This is a genomic window from Burkholderia sp. MBR-1 (genome assembly GCF_013822785.1).
Lineage (GTDB): Bacteria > Pseudomonadota > Gammaproteobacteria > Burkholderiales > Burkholderiaceae > Burkholderia > Burkholderia vietnamiensis.
In genome coordinates, this window is sequence record NZ_CP053610.1 from 169801 (window position 1) to 195964 (window position 26164).

The 26164-nt window shown below is 67.9% G+C and carries 23 protein-coding genes; 15 read left to right on the top strand and 8 right to left on the bottom strand.

All coding sequences use genetic code 11. From position 1 onward, the window contains the following. The first annotated feature begins 65 nt into the window (after positions 1-65). The gene (locus tag MBR110_RS15665; protein ID WP_059740622.1) at positions 66-2099 is read left to right on the top strand and encodes an NADPH-dependent 2,4-dienoyl-CoA reductase; all 2034 of its coding nucleotides are present in this window, start codon (positions 66-68) and stop codon (positions 2097-2099) included. Positions 2100-2425: 326 nt separating this feature from the next. On the opposite strand, the gene MBR110_RS15670 is transcribed toward MBR110_RS15665, so the two are convergent. Together MBR110_RS15670 and MBR110_RS15675 are read right to left on the bottom strand one after the other, a co-directional pair. Next, the gene (locus MBR110_RS15670; protein ID WP_059462400.1) at positions 2426-2830 is read right to left on the bottom strand and encodes a DUF2471 family protein; all 405 of its coding nucleotides are present in this window, start codon (positions 2828-2830) and stop codon (positions 2426-2428) included. A 127-nt stretch (positions 2831-2957) separates the two neighbouring features. Continuing rightward, positions 2958-3851 (bottom strand): LysR family transcriptional regulator, encoded by an 894-nt coding sequence (locus MBR110_RS15675; RefSeq protein WP_059462399.1) that lies wholly within the window; start codon positions 3849-3851, stop codon positions 2958-2960. Positions 3852-3937: 86 nt separating this feature from the next. Here MBR110_RS15675 and MBR110_RS15680 point away from each other — a divergent pair, with 86 nt between their 5' ends. Beyond that, positions 3938-4792 (top strand): NAD(P)H-dependent oxidoreductase, encoded by an 855-nt coding sequence (locus tag MBR110_RS15680; protein WP_181709407.1) that lies wholly within the window; start codon positions 3938-3940, stop codon positions 4790-4792. A gap of 94 nt (positions 4793-4886) precedes the next feature. On the opposite strand, the gene catC is transcribed toward MBR110_RS15680, so the two are convergent. The 3 genes from catC to MBR110_RS15695 are packed head-to-tail and all read right to left on the bottom strand — an operon-like array spanning position 4887 to position 7308. Next, positions 4887-5177, bottom strand: a complete 291-nt coding sequence (catC, locus tag MBR110_RS15685) for a muconolactone Delta-isomerase (protein WP_014724579.1) — start codon at positions 5175-5177, stop codon at positions 4887-4889. Between the two features lie 43 nt (positions 5178-5220). Then, the gene (gene catA, locus MBR110_RS15690; protein WP_034194945.1) at positions 5221-6123 is read right to left on the bottom strand and encodes a catechol 1,2-dioxygenase; all 903 of its coding nucleotides are present in this window, start codon (positions 6121-6123) and stop codon (positions 5221-5223) included. A 51-nt stretch (positions 6124-6174) separates the two neighbouring features. Then, positions 6175-7308: a muconate/chloromuconate family cycloisomerase gene (locus tag MBR110_RS15695; protein WP_011881491.1), complete on the bottom strand. Its 1134-nt coding sequence runs from the start codon at positions 7306-7308 to the stop codon at positions 6175-6177. A 91-nt stretch (positions 7309-7399) separates the two neighbouring features. Here MBR110_RS15695 and MBR110_RS15700 point away from each other — a divergent pair, with 91 nt between their 5' ends. Then, on the top strand, positions 7400-8290 hold the full coding sequence (locus MBR110_RS15700; protein ID WP_011881492.1) for a LysR family transcriptional regulator: 891 nt from the start codon (positions 7400-7402) through the stop codon (positions 8288-8290). 268 nt (positions 8291-8558) lie between these two features. Here MBR110_RS15700 and andR read toward each other — a convergent pair whose 3' ends face one another. After that, a complete protein-coding gene (andR, locus tag MBR110_RS15705; RefSeq protein WP_034194947.1) occupies positions 8559-9515 on the bottom strand; it encodes an anthranilate 1,2-dioxygenase regulatory protein AndR in 957 nt (318 codons plus the stop codon). 210 nt (positions 9516-9725) lie between these two features. On the opposite strand from andR, the gene andAc reads away from it, so the two are divergent. The 5 genes from andAc to MBR110_RS15730 all read left to right on the top strand — a co-directional run bounded on the left by andAc (position 9726) and on the right by MBR110_RS15730 (position 14538). Next, positions 9726-10997 (top strand): anthranilate 1,2-dioxygenase large subunit AndAc, encoded by a 1272-nt coding sequence (gene andAc / locus MBR110_RS15710; RefSeq protein WP_014724582.1) that lies wholly within the window; start codon positions 9726-9728, stop codon positions 10995-10997. Between the two features lie 17 nt (positions 10998-11014). Next, positions 11015-11500 (top strand): anthranilate 1,2-dioxygenase small subunit AndAd, encoded by a 486-nt coding sequence (gene andAd, locus MBR110_RS15715; RefSeq protein WP_181709408.1) that lies wholly within the window; start codon positions 11015-11017, stop codon positions 11498-11500. Positions 11501-11526: 26 nt separating this feature from the next. After that, on the top strand, positions 11527-11853 hold the full coding sequence (gene andAb, locus MBR110_RS15720; RefSeq protein WP_011881496.1) for an anthranilate 1,2-dioxygenase ferredoxin subunit AndAb: 327 nt from the start codon (positions 11527-11529) through the stop codon (positions 11851-11853). Continuing rightward, positions 11843-13063 (top strand): anthranilate 1,2-dioxygenase system ferredoxin--NAD(+) reductase, encoded by a 1221-nt coding sequence (gene andAa, locus MBR110_RS15725; protein ID WP_181709409.1) that lies wholly within the window; start codon positions 11843-11845, stop codon positions 13061-13063. The genes andAb and andAa overlap by 11 nt, the downstream gene beginning before the upstream one ends. 188 nt (positions 13064-13251) lie before the next feature. Next, a complete protein-coding gene (locus tag MBR110_RS15730) occupies positions 13252-14538 on the top strand; it encodes a DUF445 domain-containing protein (RefSeq protein ID WP_059734973.1) in 1287 nt (428 codons plus the stop codon). A 91-nt stretch (positions 14539-14629) separates the two neighbouring features. Here MBR110_RS15730 and MBR110_RS15735 read toward each other — a convergent pair whose 3' ends face one another. Beyond that, positions 14630-14929, bottom strand: coding sequence for an addiction module antidote protein (locus MBR110_RS15735; protein ID WP_011881499.1), 300 nt, complete (start codon positions 14927-14929; stop codon positions 14630-14632). A 3-nt stretch (positions 14930-14932) separates the two neighbouring features. After that, positions 14933-15250 carry a type II toxin-antitoxin system RelE/ParE family toxin gene (locus MBR110_RS15740; protein WP_330995553.1) on the bottom strand — a complete coding sequence of 106 codons (318 nt, stop codon included), beginning with the start codon at positions 15248-15250 and terminating at the stop codon, positions 14933-14935. A gap of 377 nt (positions 15251-15627) precedes the next feature. Between MBR110_RS15740 and MBR110_RS15745 the strand changes: the two genes are divergently transcribed. The 7 genes from MBR110_RS15745 (at position 15628) to MBR110_RS15775 (ending at position 26127) form a co-directional block, all read left to right on the top strand. Beyond that, positions 15628-17268 carry an acetolactate synthase large subunit gene (locus tag MBR110_RS15745; RefSeq protein ID WP_059463465.1) on the top strand — a complete coding sequence of 547 codons (1641 nt, stop codon included), beginning with the start codon at positions 15628-15630 and terminating at the stop codon, positions 17266-17268. A 28-nt stretch (positions 17269-17296) separates the two neighbouring features. Then, entirely contained in the window at positions 17297-18730 is a 1434-nt protein-coding gene (locus MBR110_RS15750) for an aldehyde dehydrogenase family protein (RefSeq protein ID WP_011881502.1), read from the top strand. Positions 18731-19038: 308 nt separating this feature from the next. Further along, positions 19039-20622 carry a Na+/H+ antiporter gene (locus tag MBR110_RS15755; protein ID WP_059734975.1) on the top strand — a complete coding sequence of 528 codons (1584 nt, stop codon included), beginning with the start codon at positions 19039-19041 and terminating at the stop codon, positions 20620-20622. Positions 20623-21219: 597 nt separating this feature from the next. Then, on the top strand, positions 21220-22311 hold the full coding sequence (locus MBR110_RS15760; protein ID WP_011881504.1) for a hybrid sensor histidine kinase/response regulator: 1092 nt from the start codon (positions 21220-21222) through the stop codon (positions 22309-22311). Positions 22312-22427: 116 nt separating this feature from the next. Continuing rightward, a complete protein-coding gene (locus MBR110_RS15765) occupies positions 22428-24104 on the top strand; it encodes a methyl-accepting chemotaxis protein (RefSeq protein ID WP_011881505.1) in 1677 nt (558 codons plus the stop codon). Next, positions 24101-24613, top strand: a complete 513-nt coding sequence (locus MBR110_RS15770) for a chemotaxis protein CheW (RefSeq protein WP_059567464.1) — start codon at positions 24101-24103, stop codon at positions 24611-24613. The genes MBR110_RS15765 and MBR110_RS15770 overlap by 4 nt, the downstream gene beginning before the upstream one ends. Continuing rightward, positions 24610-26127: a CheR family methyltransferase gene (locus tag MBR110_RS15775; protein ID WP_011881507.1), complete on the top strand. Its 1518-nt coding sequence runs from the start codon at positions 24610-24612 to the stop codon at positions 26125-26127. Before MBR110_RS15770 ends, MBR110_RS15775 begins: the two co-directional genes overlap by 4 nt. The last annotated feature ends 37 nt before the right edge of the window (positions 26128-26164 follow it).

Consider the following 26164-nt stretch of genomic DNA (forward strand, 5'->3'; position numbering starts at 1 on the left):
ACCCCCTCACGTTCAACGCGGCGGGCGGCCTACGATGACGCTCATCGCATCCCGGCAAAACCATCATGACGACCGCTTTTCCGCACCTGCTCGCGCCGCTCGATCTCGGCTTCACCACGTTGAAGAACCGTGTGCTGATGGGCTCGATGCACACCGGCCTCGAGGACAGCCGCAAGACGCTGCCGCGCCTCGCCGACTATTTCGCCGAACGCGCGCGCGGCGGCGTCGGCCTGATCGTGACGGGCGGCTTCGCGCCGAACGTGGCCGGCTGGACCAAGCCGTTCGGCGGCACGCTGATGACGTCGGCCGGCGCACGGCGGCATCGCGTGATTACCGACGCCGTGCATGCGCACGACGGCAAGATCGCGCTGCAGATCCTGCACACGGGCCGTTACGGCTATCACCCGTTCGCGGTCGCGCCGTCGAAGATCAAGTCGCCGATCTCGCCGTTCGCGCCGCACGAACTGAGCGCGCGCGGCGTCGAGCGGCAGATCCGCGCGTTCGTCCGCTGCGCACAGCTCGCACGCGAGGCCGGCTACGACGGCGTCGAGATCATGGGCTCCGAAGGCTATCTGATCAACCAGTTCATCTCGATGCATACGAACAAGCGCACCGACCAGTGGGGCGGTGCGTACGAGAACCGGATCCGGCTGCCGATCGAGATCGTCGAGCGCACGCGCGAAGCGGTCGGACGCGATTTCATCCTGATCTACCGGCTGTCGATGCTCGACTTGATCCCGGACGGCAGCGACTGGAGTGAGACCGTGCAGCTCGCGAAGGCCGTCGAGCGTGCGGGCGCGACGATCATCAACACCGGGATCGGCTGGCACGAGGCGCGCGTGCCGACGATCGCGACGTCGGTGCCGCGCGGCGCGTTCGCATGGGTCACGCAGAAGATGAAGGGCGAGGTCGGCATCCCGCTGGTGACGACGAACCGCATCAACCGGCCCGAGGTGGCCGAGCAGATTCTGGCGGACGGCTGCGCGGACATGGTGTCGATGGCGCGCCCGCTGCTCGCCGATGCCGAGTTCGTCGTCAAGGCCGCGCAGGGCCGCGCCGACGAGATCAACACCTGCATCGGCTGCAACCAGGCTTGCCTCGATCACGCGTTCAAGAACAAGATCGCGTCGTGCCTGCTGAACCCGCGCGCGTGCCACGAGACGGAACTCGTCTATACGCCGGTGCGGCAGCCGAAGCGCATCGCGGTGGTCGGCGCCGGGCCGGCCGGGCTCGCGTGCTCGACGGTGCTCGCGCAGCGCGGCCATCGCGTCGACCTGTTCGACGCCGCCGCGCAGATCGGCGGCCAGTTCAACATGGCGAGGCGCATTCCGGGCAAGGAAGAATTCGACGAGGCGCTGCGTTACTTCGGCCGCCAGATCGAGGTGACCGGCGTGACGCTGCATCTGAACCGCCGCGTCGACGCGCGCGAGCTGATCGACGGCGGCTACGACGAGATCGTGCTCGCGACCGGCGTGACGCCGCGCGATCCGAAGATTCCGGGGCAGGACGGCCCGAACGTGCTCAGCTACATCGACGTGCTGGCGGGCCGGCAACCGGTCGGCCGGCGTGTCGCGGTGGTCGGCGCGGGCGGAATCGGCTTCGACGTCGCCGAATACCTGGTGCAGGACGGCCAGTCGCCGGCGCTCGATCTGGACGAATGGAAAGCCGAATGGGGCGTGACCGATCCGGCCGTGACGCGCGGCGGCGTGACGCGCGCACGGGTCGCCGCGCCGGCGCGCGAGGTGACGCTGCTGCAGCGCAAGCCGGCGCCGCTCGGGAAGGGGCTCGGCAAGACGACCGGCTGGATTCACCGGGCGACGCTGAAGATGAAGCAGGTGAAGATGATCGGCGGCGTGAACTACGAAAGGATCGATGCACGTGGGCTGCACGTGTCGTACGGCGAGCAACGTAGCGATCATGCACTGATCGAAGCCGATACGATCGTGCTGTGCGCAGGCCAGGAGCCGCAGCGCGCGCTGCTCGCGCCGCTGCAGGCGGCCGGGCGCTCGGTGCATCTGATCGGCGGCGCGGAACTGGCTGCGGAGCTCGACGCGAAGCGGGCGATCGATCAGGGGGCGCGGTTGGCGGCGCGGCTGTAATCGGCGCTCGGTTCGACGTTTCGATGGCGCGCGCGGCGGTGCGGCGGTTTGGCTGGGCGATGGGCGCGCGTTTGTTTCGATGAAGCGGCGATCTCCGCGCAGGGCGGTGGCGCGGATTGGCACCGTCGCGGCGCCGCGCGATACGGAGCAGCGCACGCAATACGCGCAATTCGGCCAACTCAGCCCCGGCCCCAACTCGGCTAACTCGGCCCGACACGGCCCACGCCCGCGATGCCGAGCGCGACCGGTCGCGCTGCGCGACCGACCCACTCTCGGCGCGTTCTGCCCGCCGGCTTCCCGCCAGCCCGACCGACCCGCCACCCGCCTTACGCCGCTTCGGCCCGCTCTTCCCGTTCCGCTTCGAGCATCGCCTTGACGATCAGGTAGACGGCCGGGAGATCGTCGTCGTCGCGACTCCAGTCGACCGGCTCCTCGACGTCCGCGGCGACCAGCCGGCTGTCGCGCAGCCGGATGAACGCGTCGACGACGGCCGGATCGTTGCGGTTCAGGAAACCGGGATTCGAGAATGCCAGCTCCTCGACGTTCAGCAGCGCCTGCCAGCTCATCGTGCGGGCGGCGGCCGGGTGGGTGCGGCGCCGCAGCCCGAGCGCGCGCTGCGCAGGGCCGCCGACGACACGCTGCAGATCGCCGACCGCCCGCTGCGCGGCACGCTCGAACTGGACGGGATTGAAGCCGGGTTGCTCGGGATCGAATGCGGATGACTGAAACATGGTCGCCTCACAAAAGTCCGTCCGCCATGGTTGACGGAATTCGGGTCGAATGATGCAAAAACACTGTGAATATATACAGTGTTCGATCCGGTTTCAAGTCCTTCGTGCGGGCAGCGGTACGACCGCGTCACACCGCCGCGGCGATCGTCTCGCGCAGCCATCGATGCGCCGGGTCGCGATGCACGCGTTCGTGCCACAGCATCGACATCTCGTAGCCCGGCACGTCGACGGGCGCGTCGACGACGCGCAACCCCGGCGTATTGCGCACCAGTCGCTCGGGCAGCATCGCGACGAGGTCGGTGGCGGCGACGACCGAGATCACGAACAGGAAATGCGGCACCGACAGCACGACCCGCCGCGCGGCGCCCGCTTTCGCGAGCGCTTCGTCGGTCACGCCGAAGAAGCCGCCGCCGTCGGGCGACACGATCACGTGTTCCAGCGCAGCGAACTGCGCGAGCGTCGGGCGGCGCTTGAGCTTCGGATGACCGGCGCGGCCTACCAGCACGTATCGCTCGACGAACAGCGGCAGGCGCCGCATGCCGTCGGGCGAGCCTTCGGTCGTGTGGAGCGCGAGGTCGATGCCGTTTCGTTCGGCTTCCTGCTCGATGCGCGGCGGCGCGAGCTCGACGACGGCGAGCCGCGTCGCCGGCGCGGCCGCGCGCAGCGCGCTCAAGGCGGGCAGCACGATCGTCGATTCGCCGTAGTCGGTCGCGGCCACGCGCCACATGTTGGTCGCGGTCGCGGGATCGAACGGCGTGGCCGTGAGCACCGCGCGCTCGACGGCTTCGAGCGCATCGCGCAGCGGCTCGCGCAACGCTTGCGCGCGCGCGGTCGGCCGCATGCCGCGCGGCCCCGGCAACAGCAACGGATCGCCGAACAGGTCGCGCAGCTTCTGCAACTGCACGCTCACCGACGGCTGCGACATGTTCAGCCGCGCGGCCGCGCGCGTGACGTTGTGCTCGGCGAGCAGCACGTCGAGCGTGACCAGCAGGTTCAGGTCGATGCGTCTGAGATTGTTCATGGCTATACCAGGAATATCGGGAATTCATTTCCAATATACCGAGTGCGCCGGCATCCTGCAGTCATTCAATCAACGGAGTCACGAACATGAACGTGCTGATCGTCTATGCCCATCCCGAACCGCGCTCGCTGAACGGTGCGTTGCGCGACTTCGCGGTCCAGCATCTCGAGGCCGCCGGCCATGCGGTGCAGGTGTCCGATCTGTATGCGATGAACTGGAAGCCCACGCTCGACGCCGACGACATGACCGAGCGCGCGCCCGGCGCGAGTTTCGATCCCTCGCGCGATTCGAAGCACGCATACGAGACGGGCACGCAGCGCGACGACATCGCGCGCGAGCAGCAAAAGCTGAAATGGGCCGACGCGCTGATCCTGCAGTTTCCGCTGTGGTGGTTCTCGATGCCGGCGATCATGAAGGGATGGATCGAGCGCGTGTATGCCTACGGCTTCGCGTACGGCGTCGGCGAGCATTCCGATACGCACTGGGGCGACCGATACGGCGAAGGGATGATGGCCGGCAAGCGTGCGATGGTGATCGTCACGACGGGCGGCTGGGCGTCGCACTACAGCGCGCGCGGAATCAACGGGCCGCTCGACGACCTGCTGTTTCCGATCCAGCACGGCGTCCTGTATTACCCGGGGTTCGACGTGCTGCCGCCGTTCGCGATCCACCGTACCGGAAAGATGAACGACGTGCGCTTCGACGAAACACGCGCGGCGCTCGGCAAGCGTCTCGATGAGCTATGGACCGCGCAGCCGATTCCGTTTCGCCGGCAGAACGCGGGCGACTACGAGATTCCGGCGCTGACGTTGAAGCCGGAGATCGCGCCCGGCAGCGTGGGGTTCGCGGCGCACGTCGCGCACGAGGAGGCGCACGATGCACCCGACGCGCCGCCCAACAACGTGCGTGATCCCGTGCCCGCGGCGGCGGACGCCGCGTGAGGCAGGCGTTCGTCGGGTCGTAACGGACTGCGGCCCGTGCGCCGCCGGACAAGCGCCGGCACGGGCAGCACGGGCTTCACGGGCTGCACGGATCTCAGCGATCGTCGTCCCGCACCGACGACGGATGCCGGCACAGCGCGCGCACTTCCATCTCCATGTACGGAAACAGCGGCAGTTGGCTCAGCAGGTCATGCAGCTGCTGCACGCTGTCCACGTCGAAGATGCTGACGTTCGCGTACTGCCCGGCGATGCGCCACAGATGCCGCCACACGCCGTCGTTCATCAGCCGCTGGCACATCGCCTTCTCGTCGGCCTTCAGCGTCGCCGCCTTGACCGGGTCCATGTCCGCCGGCAGGCGGACGGTCATTTCCACATGAAACAGCATCCTGCGCTCCTTGTATTGTCGGTTCGTCGAACGTTACGGCCGCTCAGGCCTGCGCGCGTGCGCGTTCGACATCGCTCGCCGGTACGTGCTGCCGTTCCTTGACGAGCGAGAAATCGAAGTCGATCAGCGCGAACTGACCGTCGACGCCATACGGCTTGCCTTCCGCGCCTTCGGCCTGCTTGACCTTCGGGATCAGCCCTTCGCGCGTCGCGAACGCGAAGTCGTCCCAGATGTGCGGATCGCCTTCGATGTTGATCTGCGTCGTCAGCTTGCGATAGCCGTCGGCCGAAACGAAGAAGTGGATGTGCGCGGGGCGATGGCCGTGGCGGCCCAGCTGATCGAGCAGCTGCTCGGTCTTGCTGCCCGGCGGCACGCTGTAGCCGACCGGCAGCACGCTGCGGAAGCTGTAGCGGCCGTCGGCGTCGGTGCGGATCGAGCGGCGCAGGTTGAACGCCGGCTGCGACTGGTCGAAGTACGAGTAGTTACCCAGATGATTCGCATGCCACACCTCGACGAGCGCGTTCGCGAGCGGCGCGCCGTCCTGGCCGAGCACGCGGCCGCGCATGATCAGCGTCTGGCCGGGATCGGTGCCGTCGTCCAGCCGCGCGTGGCCGACCGATTCCGGCGCGCCCGCGACGTACAGCGGCCCTTCGATCGTGCGCGGCGTGCCGCCCGTGATGCCGGCCTTCTGCTCGGCCTCGTCCATCCGCACGTCGAGGAAGCGCTCGAGCCCGAGGCCCGCGGCGATCAATCCGAATTCGCGGCCGGCTTCGTTCAGGTAGTTCAGCGCGGTCCAGAACTCGCTCGGCTGGACGTCGAAGTCCTCGATCGTGTAGCAGAGGTCCTTCACGATCCGGTTGACGATCGCGCGCACGCGCGGATTGCCGGGCTTCTCCGCGGCGTCGTCGAAGGTCTTCAGCAGTGCGTCGATGTCTTGCTTGTTCATCTGTGTCTCCGGTTTCGTTTGTCGTGTCGTCGTTCGTCGGGGCGAGCGGATTCAGCGGGCGCCGCGTCGCATCCGCTCGATGCGGGGCCAGTCGAAGGTGATGCCGAGGCCGGGCGTGGCCGGCAGATGCAGCTTGAAATCCTGGTAGCGCAGCGGCTCGACGAGGATTTCCTCGGTGAGCAGCAGCGGGCCGAACAGCTCGGTGCCCCACCTGAGCGAGCCGAACGTGCTGAACAGTTGCGCCGACGCCATCGTGCCGGCCGCGCCCTCGAGCATCGTGCCGCCGTACAGATCGATGCCGGCCGCCGATGCGATCGACGCGACGCTCGCCGCGCCGAGCAGGCCGCCCGATTGCGCGATCTTCACCGCGAACACGTCGGCCGCGCGCTCCTGCGCGAGCGCGAACGCATCGACGGGGCCGTGCAGCGCTTCGTCGGCCATGATCGGAATGTGCGCGAGTTGCGTGAGGCGCTTCAGCCCGGCCCGGTTGGTCGCGGCGATCGGCTGCTCGACGAGGCTCACGCCGGCGTGCGCGAGCCGCGCGCCGGCGCGGATCGCTTCGGTTTCGCTCCACGCCTGGTTCACGTCGACGCGCACGTCGCCGCGATCGCCGAGCGCGCGCTTGATCGCGATTACGTGCGCGACGTCGTCGTCGACCGCGTTCGAGCCGATCTTCAGCTTGAACGCGCGATGGCGGCGCGCGTCGAGCATCGCCTCGGCTTCGGCGATGTCGCGGTGCGTGTCGCCGCTCGCGAGCGTCCACGCGACCTCGACCGCATCGGTCGTGCGGCCGCCGAACAGCTCCGACAGCGGCACGCCGGCGCGGCGCGCCTGCGCATCGAACAGCGCGGTCTCGAGCGCGCATTTCGCGAAGCGGTTGCCCTGGAACAGCTTGCGGGCACGCGCCATCGCGGCGCCGGGGCGCGTCGCGTCCATCCCTTGCAGCAGCGGCGCGAAATACGTGTCGATGTTGACCTTGATGCTCTCGGGGCTCTCTTCGCCGTATGCGAGCCCGCCGATCGTGGTCGCCTCGCCGACGCCTTCGATACCGTCCGTGCATCGAACCCGGACGAGTACGAGCGTCTGGCAATTCATCGTGGCGACCGACAGCTTGTGGGGCCGAATCGTGGGCACGTCGACGAGCAGCGTGTCGATGCGCTCGATGGTGGCGGCAGTTGCTATCATGCGATTCCTCCTGTTGATGCACATGGTAGGAATTCCGGGCCCGCGTCGTCCAACACTCTTTCCGACTACTTCCATACCTTTGAGGCATGAAATGGAATTGCGCCAGCTCCGCTACTTCATCGCCGTCGCGGAAGAAATGAACATCACGCGGGCGGCGGAGCGGCTGCACATGACGCAGCCGCCGCTGAGCCGCCAGCTGCAGACGATCGAGGAAGAGATCGGGCTGCCGTTGTTCGAACGCGGCGCGCGGCCGCTGAAGCTGACCGACGCGGGCCGCGTGTTCTACGCGCAGGCGAAGCGCGTCCTCGAGCAGGCCGACGAGCTCGGGCCGCTCACGCGCCGCCTCGCGCAACTGTCGGAGCGGATCGTGATCGGCTTCGTACCGTCGACGCTCTACGGCGCGCTGCCGGACGTGATCCGCGCGTTTCGCGACGCGCAGCCGGGCGTCGAGCTGTCGCTGATCGAAATGTTCACGCTCGAGCAGCTCGGCGCGCTGAAGGGCGGGCGCATCGACGTCGGCTTCGGCCGCCTGCGCTTCGACGACGACCAGCTGGTGCGCGAGGCGCTGATCGAGGAGAAGCTGATCGCGGCGCTGCCGGTCGGGCATCCGCTGGCCGACCCCGAGCGGCCGCTGACGCTCGCCGACATCGCGCACGAGACGCTGATCGTCTACCCGAGCACGCCGCGGCCGAGCTTCGCTGACCAGCAGCTGTCGGCGCTGCGCGACGGCGCGCTCGTGCCGGCGGGCGTTCACGAGGTGCGCGAACTGCAGACGGCGCTCGGGCTGGTGGCCGCGCAGGTCGGCGTGTCGCTGGTGCCCGAGAGCGTGGAAGGCGTGCGCGTGAAGGGCGTCGTGTACCGGCGGCTGCCGGAGCCGACGGCGACGTCGCCGATCATCATGAGCCGCCGGCTGCACGGCGAAAGCCCGGCGACGACCGCGTTTTGCGCGATCGCGCGCGCGATGTTCGGACCGACGCTTTAGCGCGGGCGGTTTATGGAGCGGCCGCAACTAACGGCCAATTCGGGCGGGTGGCGCGACGCGGGGGCGATTCGGTCGAGAAGGGGGCGTGGGGCGAGGCCGGGGCGACGGGCGGCGCGTCGGGCTCACCGCACGCACAGGGCAAGGCGGCCAAGCGGGAGACGCTGGAGATGCGGAAGATGCCGCCCGACGCAGCACCACCGGCGCACGCGGCGATCCACCCGCCAACGCGGCCGGCCCGCGCGTGCCCGCCGCCGCCTAATGCCTACACCTACCGCCTAACCCCCACCGTTTCCGACGGCGATTCCCCGAACTTCTCCCGATAGGCGATCGCGAAGCGCCCGAGATGCGTGAACCCGCAATCGAGCGCGACATCGGCGATCCGCCGCTCCGGCTGCGACCTGCGCAGCAACTCGCGCGCATGCTCGAGTCGCGTCGCGCGCAGATATTGCATCGGGCTCATGCCGCGAAACTGCAGGAACGCGTCGCGCAGCGTCCGCTCCGGCACGTTGGCCGCCACGACGATATCGGCGAGCTGCAGCGGCTGCGCGTAGTGCGCGTTCACGAATTCCTGCGCGCGCAGCAGGAAGCCCGGCGCGGGATCGTGACGCATACTCGCGGCCGCCGGCGGATGCCCTTCGATCAGCAGATCGATCAGCAGATGCTCGAGCTGCGCCGCGACGCGCGGATTCGCGTTGGCGCGCGCCAGCAAAGCCGGCGAGCGGGCGACGAGCATCAGCTGCTGGTGCCACGCGGCGAGCGCGGCGTCGCTGATGTGCAGCACCGGGTCGAGCGTCGCGCGCGGATTGCCGGTCAGCGAGCCGACGGTCGCCGCGTCGATGCGCAGCACGAACTGCTCGCAGTCGGCCGACAGCACCGCATCGAAGCGCTCGCCGGGCGCGCACAGCACGCCCGTCTGGCCGTCGACGCCGAGCCGGCGCCCCATCGCGGCGACCTGCGCATGCCCGGACAGACAGAACATCAGCAGGTAATAGCCGTCGACCGCGTCGACCTGCACGCGCATCGCGTCGCCGAACGCGATCGTGCCGATCCCGAGCCCGCCGAGCCGCACGAAGTCCATGTGCGCGGCGCCCTGCATGCGCCCGCTCGGCAGCAGCGCGTGCGGCTGCATCACGCGCGAGATGCGCTCGCGCGTCTCGTCGAGATCGCGGGATTCGAACAGCCGGTGCGCGCGCAGCGCGAGCGGCTCGAACGACGTTGGGGACATGGGCATCGGCCTTGGTATCGACGCGCGCTTCGTTCCGACGAATGGGTCACGAACGGGCGGCGGCTCGCGTGTGTCGTCATGCTAGCGCAGAAATCCGCCGAAAGTGGATATTGCGCCGCCGCAATCGCACTTTCCGGATAGACGCCGAATATTAGCTTTTCAAAAATCCGCTCCATGCCATCAACGAACCGGAACCACAAGGAGTCCGACATGGAGCAGACAGCATCGCCCGTCGTATTTGCCGCGCGCGACGACGCGTCCGACGTGCACTTTCCGCACGACGACGGGTCGCGCGTCCCGTACAAGGTGTTCAGCTCGCGCGCCGTCTACGATCGCGAGCAGGAGCGCATCTTCCGCGGGCCGACGTGGAACTTCGTCGCGCTTGAAGCGGAAATTCCCAACGCCGGCGACTTCAAGAGCACCTTCGTCGGCGACACGCCGGTCGTCGTCACGCGCACCGAGGACGGCGCGCTGTCCGCGTGGGTGAACCGCTGCGCGCACCGCGGCGCGCAGGTGTGCCGCAAGTCGCGCGGCAACGCCAGCTCGCACACGTGCGTGTATCACCAGTGGAGCTTCGACAACGAGGGCAACCTGCTCGGCGTGCCGTTCCGGCGCGGCCAGAAAGGGATGACCGGGATGCCGGCCGACTTCGACCCGAAGCAGCACGGGCTACGCAAGCTGCGCGTCGACAGCTATCGCGGGCTCGTGTTCGCGACCTTCAGCGACGACGTCGCGCCGCTGCCCGATTATCTCGGCGCGCAGATGCGGCCATGGATCGACCGGATCTTCCACAAGCCGATCGAGTATCTCGGCTGCACGCGCCAGTATTCGAAGTCGAACTGGAAGCTGTACATGGAGAACGTGAAGGATCCGTATCACGCGAGCATGCTGCATCTGTTCCATACGACCTTCAACATCTTCCGCGTCGGGATGAAGGCGCGCTCGATCCCCGATGCGAACCACGGGCTGCACAGCATCATCACGGTGACGAAGACGGGCGACGACACGTCGGCCGCGTACAAGCAGCAGAACATCCGTTCGTTCGACGAAGGCTTCCATCTGGAAGACGAGTCGATTCTCGATCTGGTGTCGGAATACGACGAGGACTGCACGAATCATATCCAGCCGATCTTCCCGCAGCTCGTGATCCAGCAGATCCACAACACGCTGGTCGCGCGGCAGATCCTGCCGAAGGGGCCGGACAACTTCGAGCTGATCTTCCACTTCTTCGGCTACGCCGACGACACGCCCGAGCTGCGCGCGCTGCGCATCAAGCAGGCGAACCTGGTCGGGCCGGCCGGCTACATCTCGATGGAGGACACCGAGGCGACCGAGCTCGTGCAGCGCGGCACCGTGCGCGACGCCGACGCGACCTCGGTCATCGAGATGTCGCGCGGCAATCCGGAGCAGCAGGACACGGTGATCACCGAAAGCCTGATCCGCAAGTTCTGGGTCGGCTACCAGAAGCTGATGGGCTATTGAAGCGGGAGCGCGCAAAGATGGAAAACCTGACGAAAGACATGAAGACGTGGTTCGAGATTTACATGCTGCAGAACCGCTACATCGGCCATCTCGACAACGACCGGCTCGAACGCTGGCCGGAAATGTTCACCGAGGACTGCACGTACGAGATCGTGCCGAAGGAGAACGCGGATCTCGGGCTGCCGGTCGGCATCGTCCACTGCACGAACCAGCGGATGCTGCGCGATCGCGTGGTGTCGCTGCGGCACGCGAACATCTATGAAGAGCACACGTACCGCCACATGACCTCGGGCCTCGCGATCGTCGCGCAGCGCGACGGCGAGATCGACACCGAGAGCAACTACGTGGTCGTGCAGACCCGCAGCAACGGCGAATCGAACGTATACCAGGCCGGCAAGTATTACGACACGGTCGTGCGCACGCCCGACGGCCTGCGCTACAAGGCCAAGCGCGTGATCTACGACACGTCGCGCGTGCAGACGCTGCTCGCGACCCCGATCTGACCGACCCGACGAAGCAAGGAGCCGACATGACCGAAGCAACGCTCGCCGAATGGCATCCGCTGGGCGCAATCGACGAATTCACCGAAGACGAACCGGCGGCGCGCGTCGCCGGCCAGAAGCCGATCGCGGTATTCCGGATCGGCGACGAACTGTTCGCGATGCACGACCTGTGTTCGCATGGCCACGCGCGGCTGTCCGAAGGCTACGTGGAGGACGGGTGCGTCGAGTGCCCGCTGCATCAGGGGCTGATCGACATTCGCACCGGTGCGCCGAAATGCGCGCCGATCACCGAGCCGGTGCGCGTCTATCCGATCCGGATCGTCGACGGACAGGTGGAAGTCAATGTCGGCTGACCCGTTCGTGATCGTCGGAGCCGGCCACGCGGCGCGGCGCACGGCCGAGGCGCTGCGTGCGCGCGACGCCGACGCGCCGATCGTGATGATCGGCGCCGAGCGCGAGCTGCCGTACGACCGGCCCGCGCTGTCGAAGGATGCGTTGCTGAACGACGGCGGCGAGCAGCGCGCGTTCGTTCGCGATGCCGCGTGGTACGACGCGCAGCGCATCGCGCTGCGGCTCGGCACGCGCGTCGACGCGATCGAGCGCGAGGCGCAACGCGTGCGGCTCGACGACGGCACGACGCTGCCGTACGCCAAGCTCGTGCTGGCGACCGGCTCGCGCGTGCGCACCTTCGGCGGGCCGATCGACGCGGGCGTCGTGGCGCACTACGTGCGCACCGTCGCCGACGCGCGTGCGTTGCGCGCGCAGCTCGTGCGCGGCCGCCGCGTCGCGGTGCTCGGCGGCGGCTTCATCGGCCTCGAAGTGGCTGCGGCGGCGCGCCAGCTCGGCTGCAACGTGACGGTGATCGATCCGGCCGCGCGCTTGCTGCAACGCGCGTTGCCGGAAGTCGTCGGCGCCTACGCGCACCGGTTGCATGACGAACGCGGCGTCGGTTTTCAGATGGCGACGCTGCCGCGCGCGATACGTGCCGCGGCGGGCGGCGGCGCGATCGTCGAGACCGATCGCGGCGACGTGCATGCCGACGTCGTCGTGGTCGGCATCGGCGTGCTGCCCAACGTCGAGCTCGCGCAGGCGGCGGGGCTCGACGTCGACAACGGCATCCGCGTCGATGCGGGCTGCCGCACGGCCGACCGCGCGATCTTCGCGGCGGGCGAGGTGACGATGCACTTCAATCCGCTGCTCGGGCGTCACGTGCGCATCGAGTCGTGGCAGGTCGCGGAGAACCAGCCGGCCGTCGCGGCCGCGAACCTGCTCGGCGCGGACGACGCGTATGCGGAGCTGCCGTGGCTGTGGTCCGATCAGTACGACTGCAACCTGCAGATGCTCGGGCTGTTCGGCGCCGGGCAGACGACCGTCGTGCGCGGCGATCCGGCACGCGGGCCGTTCACGGTGTTCGGGCTCGGCGGCGACGGCAGGATCGTCGCGGCGGCCGCGGTCAATCTCGGGCGCGACATCGGCGCCGCGCGCCGGCTGATCGCGGCCGGCGCGATGCCCGACCCGCAGCAGCTCGCCGATCCGACGGTCGGCTTGAAGACGTTTCTGTGACGCGCTGCGCGCGCTCGGTGCGAACGCGCTCCGTATGACCGCGATCGCGCCGGGACGGCGCCGCGCGACGCGGCAAAGCAGCTCGCATCCGACTGCGGGCAAGCGGTTCCGCGCGCGTGCGGCGCGCGGGTTTGTCGGCGGCGGGCGATCGGTGCATATTAGCGGCATTGCCGTTTCACCGATCGCCCATGACGCCAGACAAAGCCCTCGAACTCAAACGCAGCAAGCGCCGCGCGCTATGGCTGCTGCTGACCGCCGTCGCGGTGTTCGTCACGACGATCCTGCTGCCGCGCGGCCCGTGGGTCGACGGCTTCAAGGCGGTGGCCGAGGCCGCGATGGTCGGTGCGCTCGCCGATTGGTTCGCGGTGGTTGCGCTGTTTCGCCGCGTGCCGATCCCGTTCGTGTCGCGCCACACCGAAATCATCCCGAAGAACAAGGACAAGATCGCCGACAATCTCGCGGTGTTCGTGCGCGAGAAATTCCTCGGCCCCGACGCGCTCGCCGCGCAGATTCGCCAGCACGATCCCGCGCAGCGGCTCGGCGCATGGCTCGGCGAGCCGGCGAATACCGAGGCGCTCGGCACCTACGTGACGAAGCTGATGAGCTTCGCGCTCGACATGACCGACGACGCGCGCATCCGCTCGTTCGTCCACGACGCGATGCGCGCGATGATCGACCGGATCGACCTGTCGCAGTCTGCCGGCGCGATCCTCGACACGCTGACGAAGGACGGCCGTCACCAGGCGCTGCTCGACGATGCGATCGAGCAGATCGTCGGCATCCTCGACAAGGAGGAGAACCGCGAGGTGATCGCGGGCTTCATCGTCGAATGGCTGAAGACGCAATATCCGAAGGTCGAGAAGATCATGCCGACGCAGTGGTTCGGCGAGAACGGCGCGCGCATGCTCGCGAGCGCGGTGAGCCGCGTGCTCGAGAGCGTCGCGGCCGACCCCGAGCACGAGTTGCGCCAGCGCTTCGACGGCACGGTCGTGCGGCTCACCGAGCGGCTGAAGCACGACCCGGCGTTCATCGCGAAGGGCGACGAGATCAAGCGCTACATTCGCGACGGCGATGCGTTCAACGACTATGTGCGCGATCTGTGGGACCAGTTGCGCGCGTGGCTGAAGGCCGATCTGGCGCGCGCCGACTCGACGCTGCAGCGGCAGGCCGCGACGCTCGGCCGCTGGCTCGGTGCGCGGCTTGCGGAAAGCCCGACGTTGCGCGCGTCGCTGAACGAGCATGTCGAAAAGGCCGTGCACGAGATGGCGCCGGATTTCGCCGATTTTCTGATGCGGCACATCCGCGACACGGTGCGCAACTGGGATGCGCGCGAGATGTCGCGGCAAATCGAGCTGAACATCGGCAAGGACCTGCAATACATCCGCATCAATGGCACGCTGGTCGGCGGGCTGATCGGGCTCGGGCTGTATCTCGTATCGCTGGTGCCGCGCTGGGCCGGCGCGTGGCTGCATTGACGCGGTTGCCGCGCGACAGTCACGCGATAGTCACGCGATAGTCACGTGCCAACCGCCGCCGCATCGGGCGCGCACCGCCGCGCGCCGCGCGTCACGCGCGCGCTTTCGCGCCGTGCAGTTGCAGGCCGAGCGCCTTGATCACTTTGAGGATGGTGCCGAAGCTCGGATTGCCGTCGTGCGACAGCGCCTTGTACAGCCCTTCGCGCGACAGGCCGGCGTCGCGGGCGACCTGCGACATGCCGCGCGCGCGCGCGATCACGCCGAGCGCATGCGCGATGAAGGCCGGGTCGTCGCCGCCTTCCTGCAGACATGCGTCGAAATAGTCGGCGATGTCGTCGTCGGTTTCGAGGTGGGCGGCCGAATCCCACGGCCGGGTGCTGATCTTGTCCATCGCTTACTCCAGGTCGAGCCGCCCGAGCATTGCGTGCGCGGCGCGAATGTCTGCCTGTTGCGTCGACTTGTCGCCGCCGCAGAGCAGGATCACCCAGATCGTCGCGCGCCTGACGTAGTAGACGCGATAGCCGGGGCCGTGGTCGATACGCATCTCGACGACCGGGGAGCCGGCCGACTTCCAGTCGCCCGGATTGCCCATCGACAGGCGGTCGATGCGGGCCTGGATACGCCGCCGTGCGACGCGATCCTGCAGACCGGCGAACCATGTGTCGAAGACTTCGGTCGTTCTGATGCTGGACGTCGGAGCACTGTAAGGCACGTTACTCGATATGTCAACCATGGTTCACAAGCTCAACTGGGGTTCCGATGCCGTCACAGTAGAGCGGCGCGCGCCGTTTGACGCGAAGTTGGCCGTCAGGCCGATGCTGCGCCGGGGCCCGGATCGGCCGTTCGGCCGAAGCAGGAATCCCGCGAATCCGTCTACAATCGAAAACGTCCCTGCCGCCCGTGCGCGTTCGTCCTGCGCGCTGGCGGATCCGTTCGTCCTCCTGCATCGGGAGGCGCCGCCGTGCGTTGCGCGGCGGCCAGCACCGTGGTCAGCATCCCGTAGGTAAGCGTGCGCGTGCCGTAGGCCGGCGCGCGTTCTGAACGCCGCACGTCCGCAAACCGGGCACGCGGCAGCGACGGAGAGTCCCCATGAAAGCATCGGATCTGTTTGTGAAGGCGCTGGAAGCCGAAGGCGTCGAATACGTGTTCGGCATTCCCGGTGAGGAAAACCTCGATCTGCTCGAATCGCTGCGGCGCTCGAAGATCAAGCTCGTGTTGACCCGCCACGAGCAGGCGGCCGGTTTCATGGCCGCAACCTACGGCCGTCTCACCGGCCGCACCGGCGTGTGTCTCGCGACGCTCGGGCCGGGCGCCACCAATTTCGTGACGGCCGCCGCGTATGCGCAGCTCGGCGGCATGCCGATGCTGATGATCACCGGCCAGAAGCCGATCAAGTCGAGCAAGCAGGGCCACTTCCAGATCGTCGACGTCGTCGGCATGATGCAGCCGCTCACGAAGTTCACGCGGCAGATCGTGTCGATCGGCAACATCCCGTCGGCGGTGCGCGAGGCGTTCCGGCGCGCGGAGGAGGAGCGTCCGGGCGCCGCGCATCTCGAGCTGCCGGAGGATATCGCGCACGAGGAAGGCGACGGCAAGCCGATTCCGCGCAGCTTCAGCCGCCGCCCGATCGCCGAGCAGAAGGCGGTCGCGCACGCGGTCGATGCGATCCAGGCCGCGCGGCATCCGCTGCTGATGATCGGCGCGGGCGGCAACCGCAAGACGACCTGCAAGATGCTGCTCGAGTTCGTCGACGAGACGGGCATCCCGTTCTTCACGACGCAGATGGGCAAGGGCGTGATCGACGAGACGCATCCGCTGTGGCTCGGCAACGCGACGCTGTCCGACGGCGATTTCGTGCATCGCGCGATCGAGCACGCGGACTGCATCATCAACGTCGGCCACGACGTGATCGAAAAGCCGCCGTTCTTCATGCGCGCGGACGACAAGACCGTGATCCACGTGAACTTCCTCGGCGCGCAGGTGGACCCGGTGTATTTCCCGCAGATCGAGGTGGTCGGCGACATCGCGAACGCCGTGTGGCAGATGAAGGAAGCGATCGCGCCGCAGCCGCACTGGGATTTCGAGCGCTTCACGATGATCAAGGCGCATTTCGAAGCGCATCTGCAGAAGGGCCAGCACGATCCGCGCTTCCCGATGTATCCGGTGCGGATCGTCAACGATCTGTACAACGCGCTGCCGGTCGACGGGATCGTCTGCCTCGACAACGGGATGTACAAGATCTGGTTCGCGCGTTACTGGCGCGCGCACGAGCCGAACTCGCTGCTGCTCGACAACGCGCTCGCGTCGATGGGCGCCGGCTTGCCGTCGGCGATCGCGACCAGGATCGTGCATCCGCAGCGCAAGGTGATCGCCGTGTGCGGCGACGGCGGCTTCATGATGAATTCGCAGGAGCTCGAAACGGCCGTGCGGCTGAAGCTCGACCTCGTCGTGATGATCCTGCGCGACGATGCGTTCGGGATGATCCGCTGGAAGCAGGAGAACATGAATTTTCCCGACTTCGCGATGACGCTGAAGAACCCCGATTTCGTCGCGTATGCGCAGAGCTACGGCGCGCACGGGCACCGCGTCGAGGCGGCCGACGATCTCGAGCCGCTGCTGCGCGAATGCTTTGCGACACCAGGTGTGCACGTGATCGACGTGCCGATCGACTATTCGGACAACGAGCGCGTGCTCAACCGCGAAATTAAGCGCCTGTCGGCGCAACTCTGAATCCGCAGTTCACCGGAAGGAGCGTGCCATGCTAAAGGATACCTATCCGTACTATCTGGCCAACGAGGCCGTCTACGCGAATACCGATCTGGAAGTGACGGACAAGTTCAGCGGCAAGGTCGCGACGCGCGTCGCGCTGGCCGACGCGCAGGCGATCGACGCGGCCATCGGCGCGGCAGTCGACGCCGTCAAGCCGATGCGCGAGCTGCCGGCGTACCGGCGGCAGGCCGTGCTCGATCACTGCGTTGCACGCTTTCGCGAGCGTTTCGACGAGCTGGCCGAGGCGCTGTGCATCGAGGCCGGCAAGCCGATCAACGATTCGAGAGGCGAGGTGACGCGGCTGATCGATACGTTCCGCGTCGCGTCCGAGGAGGCGGTGCGCATCGACGGCGAAGTGCTCAACCTCGAGATCTCGGCGCGCGCGCAGGGCTACACCGGCTATACGCGGCGCGTGCCGATCGGCCCGTGCTCGTTCATCTCGCCGTTCAACTTCCCGCTGAACCTCGCCGCGCACAAGGTCGCGCCCGCGCTCGCCGCGGGCTGCCCGTTCGTGCTCAAACCGGCGAGCCGCACGCCGGTCGGCGCGCTGATCATCGCCGAGGTGCTCGCGGAAACCAATCTGCCGAAGGGCGCGTTCTCGGTGCTGCCCGCGCATCGCGACGGCGCCGACCTGTTCACCACCGACGAGCGTTTCAGGTTGCTGTCGTTCACCGGCTCGCCGGCCGTCGGCTGGGCGCTGAAGGAGAAGGCCGGCAAGAAGAAGGTCGTGCTGGAGCTCGGCGGCAACGCGGCGGCCATCGTCGATGCGGACCAGTTCGAGCAGCTCGACTACGTGGTCGACCGGCTCGCGTTCGGCGCGTATTACCAGTCGGGCCAGAGCTGCATCGGCGTGCAGCGGATCCTCGTGCATGCGAGCCTGTACGACACGTTGCGCGACAAGCTGGTCGCGAAGACGCGCTCGCTGAAGATGGGCGATCCGAAGGATCCATCGACGTTCGTCGGCCCGATGATCTCCGAATCGGAGTCGCGCCGCCTGTCCGGCTGGATGGACGCGGCCGTCGCGGCGGGTGCGAAGATCATCGCGGGCGGCAAGGTCGACGGCGCGATGTTCGAGGCGACGCTGCTCGAAGACGTCGGCCGCGAGCAGGACCTGTACCGCAAGGAGGCGTTCGGCCCGGTCGCGATCCTCGAGAAGTTCGATCGTTTCGACGATGCGCTCGCGCGCGTGAACGACAGCGACTTCGGCTTGCAGGCCGGCGTGTTTACCGATTCGCTCACGCACGCGCAGCGCGCGTGGGACGAGCTCGAGGTGGGGGGCGTCGTGATCAACGACGTGCCGTCGTTCCGCGTCGACAACATGCCGTACGGCGGCGTGAAGGATTCCGGCCTCGGCCGCGAAGGGATCCGCTACGCGATCGAGGACATGACCGAGCCGCGCCTGATGGTCGTTCGGCGCCGATAGGGGCTGTTCGCGCTAACAACGAGCACCTGTTTGGAAAGTTCGTTCGTGGCGCTGGCCTCCAGAAGGTCGTGCGCCGCGTCATGCTCTTCGCGAATACGTCGAGTATTCGCTTCGTCGCAGTCCTTGCGCTCGGCTCTTCTGCGGGCCAGCGCAAGCCCGCCATTAGCGTGAAGAGACCCTGGCGCAGCTGCGCCGCGCGCGCTCGATGCGCTCGACTGAACGCATCGCATCGTGATGTAATCGCGCGAAACGGTCGCACTCCGTACGACACCGTGCGGCCGCGCGTTCAATTTTCACGAGGTCGATTCATGTCCCCCGTCGCGGCTTTCAAGCTGATTCTGCTGTCGTTCGTCGCGATCGTCGCGCTCGAATGCATTGCGAAGCGATTGCGCCTGCCGCCGGCCGCCGCGCTGCTGATGGGCGGCATCGGCATCGCGTTCATCCCCGGCCTGCCGCCCGTCAACCTCGACCCGGAGCTCGTGCTGCTGGTGTTCCTGCCGCCGCTGCTGATGGACGGCGCATATTTCACCGTCTGGGAGGAATTCAAGCGCAACGTCGGCGGCATCCTGCTGCTCGCGATCGGCGCGGTCGCGTTCACGACGTTCGCGGTCGGCTACGCCGTGCACTGGGTCGCGCCGTCGCTGCCGTGGGCCGGGTGCTTCGCGCTCGGCGCGATCGTGTCGCCACCTGACGCGGTCGCCGCGAAGGCGGTGCTCGAGCGCGTCGCGCTGCCGCGCCGGCTGATGGTGCTGCTCGAAGGCGAAAGCCTGCTGAACGATGCGGCTGGCCTCGTGCTGTTCCGCTTCGCGGTCGCCGCCGCGCTGACGGGCGCATTCAGCCTCGAGCACGCGGTCGTGCGTTTCGCGGAGCTGGGAATCGGCGGCGTCGTGGTGGGCTTTCTGGTGGGGCGCATCGTCGTGTGGTTCCTGAAGCTGCTCGACGACGACTATCTGGTGATCACCGTCGCGGTGATCGCCGGCTGGCTCGCCTACATCGCCGGCGAAATGGTCGAGGTGTCCGGCGTGATCGCGACGGTGACGGCCGGCATGATCGTCGGCTGGCATCAGCACGAAGTGTTCTCCGCGGCCGTGCGCACGCGCGGCACCGCGTTCTGGCAGGTCATCGTGTTCCTGCTCGAGGCGATGGTGTTCGTGTTGATCGGGTTGTCGCTGCGCGGCGCGATTCACCGGCTCGGCGGCTTCGAGCAGGTGCTCGGCACGATGATGCCGGCGGTGCTCGCGGTACTGGCGGCCGTGATCGTGTCGCGCTTCGTGTGGGTCTATGCGGTCGAGGCGCTGAAGTGGCCGGTGCGCGGTATCGTGCGGCGCGGCGCGGCGCCCGACTGGAAGGCCGCGACGGTCATGAGCTGGGCCGGCATGCGCGGCGTCGTGACGCTCGCGATCGCGCTGTCGCTGCCGGAGGCGATGCCGGGCCGCGACGTGATCCTGGTCGCGTCGTTCGCGGTGATCCTCGTGACCGTGCTGCTGCAGGGCACGACGATCGGGCCGCTGATTCGGCTGCTGCGCCTGCCGCAACGCGACGAACGTGCCGCGCATCACCTGAGCGAGCCGCAGACGTGGGCGTACATCGAGGCCGCGCAGCTCGCCGCGATCCAGCCGCTGGTGCACGACGCAAGCGGCAACGTGATACATCCGCGCCTGCTCGAGCAGTACACGTATCGCGCGGCCCTCACCGAGCGCACGAAGGACGCGCCGCAATATCCGCCGGAAGTTCGCGCCGCGCATTACGACGTCGTGCTGGCCGCGATCCGGGCCGGGCGCGCCGAACTGCTGCGGCTGCATCGATCCGGCCACATTCACGACGAGATGCTGCACATGGTCGAGCGCGATCTTGACCTGCAGGAAGTGTCGGCGCAGCATGCGCGCGGTTGAGCGGCGGCAGGCGCGCGGGTGGTGAGCGCGGTTGTTTAGGACGCCGATGGTGCGGGGTTGCCGGCGCCATCACGGCCGCGGCCGTCATAGTCGCCCGCCTCATCGCACCACATCTCGTCGCATCGCGCGTCATCCCGCAGCATCGGTGGCTTGCCTCGGCTCGCGCCGTCGTCCCATCGAATTCCTCAGTGTGTCCATGGTCCGGCCCCAACGCGCGGCGGCCCGGACCGCCGCATACGCACCCGTAAACCGTCTCCCGCCGGCCTCGCAAACGTTTTCATGCTTCGCGCAAGGAAATGATCCGATTTATCCAAATCAGGTTATTTCACCATATTTGGCAAAGCTGAACCTGAAGGAGATAGATGATCTGTTGCAATCTCAATTAGAATCGCTCAGTAATCTTTATTGAGAGAATGTGTGCGAATGTAATTCGGTGTTGCTTGGGAAAATCGGCGCTGCAATCCTCGTGTGTAAAGGCTGACGAGCGACAACGCCATCATCGTGAAGAATGTGGTCGAATTATCGAGATGGCGAGTGAGTTGAATAATCAACTTGCGAGAATGAATCGGGTGGTGATTTTCGTTTGAAACGGTATTTATGAAAGAATCGCGCGATCAAAATGCGCCGGATTGTCTCGAATCGGGGCTGTCGATCCTGCTCGTCGACGATCAGCCGTTCGTCGGCGAAGTGATACGCCGCGCATTGCGCAGCGAGCCCGACATCGACCTGCATGTGTGCACCGATCCCCACCGGGCATTGGCCGTCGCGCGCGACGTCAAGCCGACCGTCATCCTGCAGGACCTCGTGATGCCGGACATCGACGGCCTGGACCTCGTGCGCGCGTGGCGCGCGCACGTGGACACGGCGCGCGTGCCGATCATCGTGCTGTCCGCGAAGGAGGAGCCGGTCGTCAAGCGCGAGGCGTTCATCGCCGGCGCGAACGACTATCTGGTGAAGCTGCCGGACGCGATGGAACTGACGGCGCGCATCCGCTACCACTCGAGTTCGTACCTGATGGCGCGGCAGCGCGACGAGGCGCTGGATTTCCTGTCGCACGACATGCGCTCGCCGCAGACGTCGATTCTCGCGCTGCTCGAGGTCTACCGGAACGAACACGGCGACATGCCCGCGCTGCTGGAGCGCATCGCGGGCCACGCGCGCCGCGCGCTCGCGCTCGCCGACGGCTTCATCCATCTGACCCGTGCGCAATCGGAGCGCCGCGCGCACGAGCTCGTGAGCCTCGACGAGGTCGTGCTCGACGCGGTCGACCAGCTGTGGGAGAAGGCGCTCGGATTCGGCAGCCGCATCGTCGCGCACGTGTGCGACGCCGAGTGCGCGACGATGGGCGATCGCATGATGCTCACGCGCGCGGTCGCGAACCTGATCGACAATGCGCTGAAATACGGGCCGGCCGGCGCCGACATCCATTGCACGCTGAACGACGACGGCGGCGCGTGGCTGATCGGCGTCGAGGACGCCGGCTCCGGCATCGCGCCCGAACAGCGCGCGGCCGCGACCGAATCGTTCGTGCGGCTCGAATCCGTGCATGGTGCGATGCGCGGCGGTTTCGGTCTCGGGCTGGCGTTCGTGCGTGCGACGGCGGCGCGGCATCGCGGCCAGATCCTGATGCGCGACACGGCGCGCGGCTTCATGGTCGCGCTGCGGTTGCCGGCTCAACGCGAGCGGTGATGGCGCGCGCCGCTTGCCCGCGCCGTGCCGCCGGTAACACCCGATGCGCTCGCGCCACGCCGTCCGGCGCGCGCAGGCGCGGTTTTTTAACGCTGTTTTGAAAGCCCACAACGAACATGGCCACCCTGACGCCCCGTGCGAACCATGAAAGCTTGCATCCGACCCTCGGCGCCGCCCGGCTCACGCTCGGCAATCGCATCCTGCTGAGCTTCGGCGTGCTGTTCGTGCTGATGCTCGTGATGGCCGGCGTGTCGTACGAGCGGCTGCGCGCGATCAATGCCGAAGCCGTCAGCATCGAGCGCGATTCGCTGCCCGGCGTGTATCTTGCGGCGTCGTTGCGCGGGGCGGTCAACGAATCGTTCGCGACGCTGCAACAGGCGACCTTCGTCGATACGAGCCCGGAGCTCGTGCAGCGCGATTTCGCGAAGCTCGGCGACGCGCTCAAGGAAATCGAATCGCTGTCGATCGACTATCAGAACACCACGTTCCGCGACGAGGACCGCCAGCGCTTCGCGGTGTTCCGCAGCGCATACGACCGCTACCTGCCGTTGCTGAACGACGCGGTGCAGAAGGGCCGCGCGTCGCACGACGAGGCCGTCGCCGCCTACGCGAAGGTCGAGCCGGCGTGGGCCGAGGTCGTGCGCAGTGCCAATATCCTGGTGCAGGAGAATCGCAAGTTCGCCGATCAGTCGGCGAAGCTGATCCGCGAATCCGGTCAGGACACCGAGGTCGTGCTCGCGATCGCGCTGGCGATCGTGCTGCTGTCGGCGCTCGGGCTCGGCTATGGGCTCTACCGTTCGGTCACGGTGCCGATGGCGCGGCTCGTCGACGTGCACGACGCGATGCGCACCGGCAACCTCACGCATCGGCTCGACCTGCGCCGCCGCGACGAGTTCGGCACGCTCGAGACCGGCTTCAACCGGATGGCCGACGAGCTGACCGAGCTGGTGTCGCGTGCGCAGCAGTCGTCGATGCAGGTGACGACGTCGGTCGCGGAGATCGCGGCGACGTCGCGCGAGCAGCAGGCGACCGCGAACGAGACCGCGGCGACGACGACCGAGATCGGCGCGACGTCGCGCGAGATCTTCGCGACGTCGCGCGATTTGCTGCGCACGATGAACGAGGTGGCCGGCGTGGCCGAGCAGTCGGCGACGCTCGCGGGCGTCAGCCAGAGCGGCCTCACGCGGATGGGCGACACGATGCGCAGCGTGATGGACGCGGCCGGCTCGGTGAACGCGAAGCTCGCGATCCTCAACGAGAAGGCGCTGAACATCAACCAGGTCGTCGCGACGATCACCAAGGTCGCCGACCAGACCAACCTGCTGTCGCTGAACGCGGCGATCGAGGCCGAGAAGGCCGGCGAGTACGGGCGCGGCTTCGCGGTCGTCGCGACCGAGATCCGCCGCCTCGCGGACCAGACCGCGGTGGCGACCTACGACATCGAGCAGACGGTCAAGGAGATCCAGTCGGCCGTGTCCGCCGGCGTGATGGGGATGGACAAGTTCTCCGAGGAAGTGCGCCGCGGGATGCTCGACGTGCAGCAGGTCGGCGCGCAGCTGTCGCAGATCATCGCCGAGGTGCAGACGCTCGCGCCGCGCTTCCAGATGGTCAACGAAGGCATGCAGACGCAGGCGAGCGGCGCCGAGCAGATCACGCAGGCGCTGTCGCAGCTGTCGGAAGCCGCGCAGCAGACGGCCGAATCGTTGCGCCAGTCGTCGCAGGCGATCGACGACCTGACGCTCGTCGCGAACCAGTTGCGCACCAGCGTGTCGCGCTTCAAGGTCGACGCATGATGCGCGCCGAGCCGCACGGCGCCGCGCACGCGCTGTTCCTGATGTTCGAGCTCGACGGCGCGCGTTATGCGCTCGACGCGGCGGACGTCGACGAGGTGTTGCCGCTCGCCGCCACCACGGCCGTGGCCGGCGCGCCCGCGTGGATCGCCGGCTTGCTGATGCGCGGCGCCCAGCCGGTGCCGGTGATCGACCTGCCGATGCTCGTGCTCGGACGCCCGGCGCAGGCGCTGCGTTCGACGCGGCTCGTGATGGTGCGCTATCGCGGCGGCCGGAGCGGACGCGAGCGCGTGATCGGGCTGATCGTCGAGCGCGCGACGCGGACGCTGCGGATCGACCGCGCGGCATTTCGCATCAGCGGCGTGTCGAGCGAGCGCACGCGCTGGCTCGGGCGCGTCGCGAACACGCGGGACGGCGTCGTGCAGCAGGTGTCGGTTGCCGGCCTGGTCGACGACGTCGCGCACCTGTATCTGTTCGACGGCCAGCCGGCCCACGAAGGGGCGCCCGGATGAATGCGTTCGCCGTGCTGTTTCGCGACTGGCTGCGCCGCGAGACCGGCATCGATCCCGATTCGCTCGGCCATGATTTCCTGAGCCGTGCGCTGACCGAGCGCGTGCATGCGCTGAAGAGTGACGGTGAACGATTGCCGTCGGCCGCGCGGGCGCCCGTGACGACGGAGGCGCTGCGCGCGTACTGGGCGCGCCTGCACGCATGCGCTGACGAGCGGCGCGCGCTGATCGAGCTGTTCGTCGTGCCCGAGACGTGGTTCTTCCGCGATGGCGCGGCGTTCGCGGCGCTCGCGCGGCGCGCGGCCGAGCGCATAGCCTGCGCGCCCGGGCGCGTGATCCGCGTGCTGAGCGCGCCATGTTCGACCGGCGAGGAGCCGTATTCGGCGGCGATGGCGCTGCTGGACGCGGGACTCGACCCGGCGAGCTTCGCGATCGACGCGCTCGACCTCAGCGCGCGAGCGATCGAGCACGCGCGGGCCGGCTGTTATGGAAGGAACGCGTTTCGCGGCACGCAGACGGCGTTTCGCACGCGTTTCTTCACGCCGACGGCCGACGGCTGGCTGCTCGACGAGCAGGTGCGATCGCGCGTGCAGTTTCGTCAGGCAAATTTGATGGAAGCGTGCGCCGACACGGGCGTGCGCTACGACTTCGTGTTCTGCCGCAACGTGCTGATCTATTTCGATCGCGACGCGCAGGATCGCGCGATCCGTCAGCTCGCGAGCCGGCTCGCGGACGACGGGATGCTGTTCGTCGGGCCGGCCGAGACGGGCGTCGCGATGCGCTGCGGGATGCGTTCGGCGCGGGTGCCGCTGGCGTTCGCGTTTCAGCGCGCCGATGACGGGGCGGCGGCGGATGAGTGCGTGGCTGGGCATGTGGGTGGGGATGGTTCTTACGGGCGTATGGCGCGGGGCGGGGCGTTGGGGGCGGGGCCGACGTCAGGGGCGGCGACGGCGTCAGCGATGCCGTTAGCGTCAGCGTGGGCGTGTGCGTCAGTGTCCGCAACGGCATCAGGATTGCCATCGTCATCACCCACGTCCGCCACGCGTGCGCTGCACGCCGTCGTGCCGCCGCCGTCGGGTCTGGATGCCGCACGCGCGGCACCGCCGACAGCATTCCAGCCACGCGCCCCCAGCCCGTTCGAACCGGTCGCGCCCCCACCAGCCGATCCACTCGCGCGCGCACGATCCCCATCGCCCGCGCCTGCCAACGCCGTCGACGCGCCGACGCTCGAGCAGGCGCAGGCGCTTGCTAACGCGGGCGCGTTCGACGAGGCCGAGCGCATGCTCGCACGGTTTTCGGCGCACGCGGGCCCGCACGCCGACGCCTACTACCTGAACGGATTGATCGCCGACGCGCGCGGGCGCGCCGAGGAAGCCGGAGACTTCTACCGCAAGGCGCTGTACCTGCGGCCGACCCACCACGAAGCGCTCACGCATCTCGCGACGCTGCTCGACGTCGGCGGCGATGGCGCCGGCGCGCGCTGGCTGCTCGAGCGAGCGCGGCGTGCGGTCGGATAACGAAAACGACACCTGGGACCCGAGAGCGGAATGATCG

Excerpts from the sequence above, each read along its gene's own strand:
- MBR110_RS15665 (WP_059740622.1), top strand. The coding sequence starts at position 66 with ATGACGACCGCTTTTCCGCACCTGCTCGCGCCGCTCGATCTCGGCTTC.
- MBR110_RS15670 (WP_059462400.1), bottom strand. The coding sequence starts at position 2,830 with ATGTTTCAGTCATCCGCATTCGATCCCGAGCAACCCGGCTTCAATCCC.
- MBR110_RS15675 (WP_059462399.1), bottom strand. The coding sequence starts at position 3,851 with ATGAACAATCTCAGACGCATCGACCTGAACCTGCTGGTCACGCTCGAC.
- MBR110_RS15680 (WP_181709407.1), top strand. The coding sequence starts at position 3,938 with ATGAACGTGCTGATCGTCTATGCCCATCCCGAACCGCGCTCGCTGAAC.
- catC (WP_014724579.1), bottom strand. The coding sequence starts at position 5,177 with ATGCTGTTTCATGTGGAAATGACCGTCCGCCTGCCGGCGGACATGGAC.
- catA (WP_034194945.1), bottom strand. The coding sequence starts at position 6,123 with ATGAACAAGCAAGACATCGACGCACTGCTGAAGACCTTCGACGACGCC.
- MBR110_RS15695 (WP_011881491.1), bottom strand. The coding sequence starts at position 7,308 with ATGATAGCAACTGCCGCCACCATCGAGCGCATCGACACGCTGCTCGTC.
- MBR110_RS15700 (WP_011881492.1), top strand. The coding sequence starts at position 7,400 with ATGGAATTGCGCCAGCTCCGCTACTTCATCGCCGTCGCGGAAGAAATG.
- andR (WP_034194947.1), bottom strand. The coding sequence starts at position 9,515 with ATGTCCCCAACGTCGTTCGAGCCGCTCGCGCTGCGCGCGCACCGGCTG.
- andAc (WP_014724582.1), top strand. The coding sequence starts at position 9,726 with ATGGAGCAGACAGCATCGCCCGTCGTATTTGCCGCGCGCGACGACGCG.
- andAd (WP_181709408.1), top strand. The coding sequence starts at position 11,015 with ATGGAAAACCTGACGAAAGACATGAAGACGTGGTTCGAGATTTACATG.
- andAb (WP_011881496.1), top strand. The coding sequence starts at position 11,527 with ATGACCGAAGCAACGCTCGCCGAATGGCATCCGCTGGGCGCAATCGAC.
- andAa (WP_181709409.1), top strand. The coding sequence starts at position 11,843 with ATGTCGGCTGACCCGTTCGTGATCGTCGGAGCCGGCCACGCGGCGCGG.
- MBR110_RS15730 (WP_059734973.1), top strand. The coding sequence starts at position 13,252 with ATGACGCCAGACAAAGCCCTCGAACTCAAACGCAGCAAGCGCCGCGCG.
- MBR110_RS15735 (WP_011881499.1), bottom strand. The coding sequence starts at position 14,929 with ATGGACAAGATCAGCACCCGGCCGTGGGATTCGGCCGCCCACCTCGAA.
- MBR110_RS15745 (WP_059463465.1), top strand. The coding sequence starts at position 15,628 with ATGAAAGCATCGGATCTGTTTGTGAAGGCGCTGGAAGCCGAAGGCGTC.
- MBR110_RS15750 (WP_011881502.1), top strand. The coding sequence starts at position 17,297 with ATGCTAAAGGATACCTATCCGTACTATCTGGCCAACGAGGCCGTCTAC.
- MBR110_RS15755 (WP_059734975.1), top strand. The coding sequence starts at position 19,039 with ATGTCCCCCGTCGCGGCTTTCAAGCTGATTCTGCTGTCGTTCGTCGCG.
- MBR110_RS15760 (WP_011881504.1), top strand. The coding sequence starts at position 21,220 with ATGAAAGAATCGCGCGATCAAAATGCGCCGGATTGTCTCGAATCGGGG.
- MBR110_RS15765 (WP_011881505.1), top strand. The coding sequence starts at position 22,428 with ATGGCCACCCTGACGCCCCGTGCGAACCATGAAAGCTTGCATCCGACC.
- MBR110_RS15770 (WP_059567464.1), top strand. The coding sequence starts at position 24,101 with ATGATGCGCGCCGAGCCGCACGGCGCCGCGCACGCGCTGTTCCTGATG.
- MBR110_RS15775 (WP_011881507.1), top strand. The coding sequence starts at position 24,610 with ATGAATGCGTTCGCCGTGCTGTTTCGCGACTGGCTGCGCCGCGAGACC.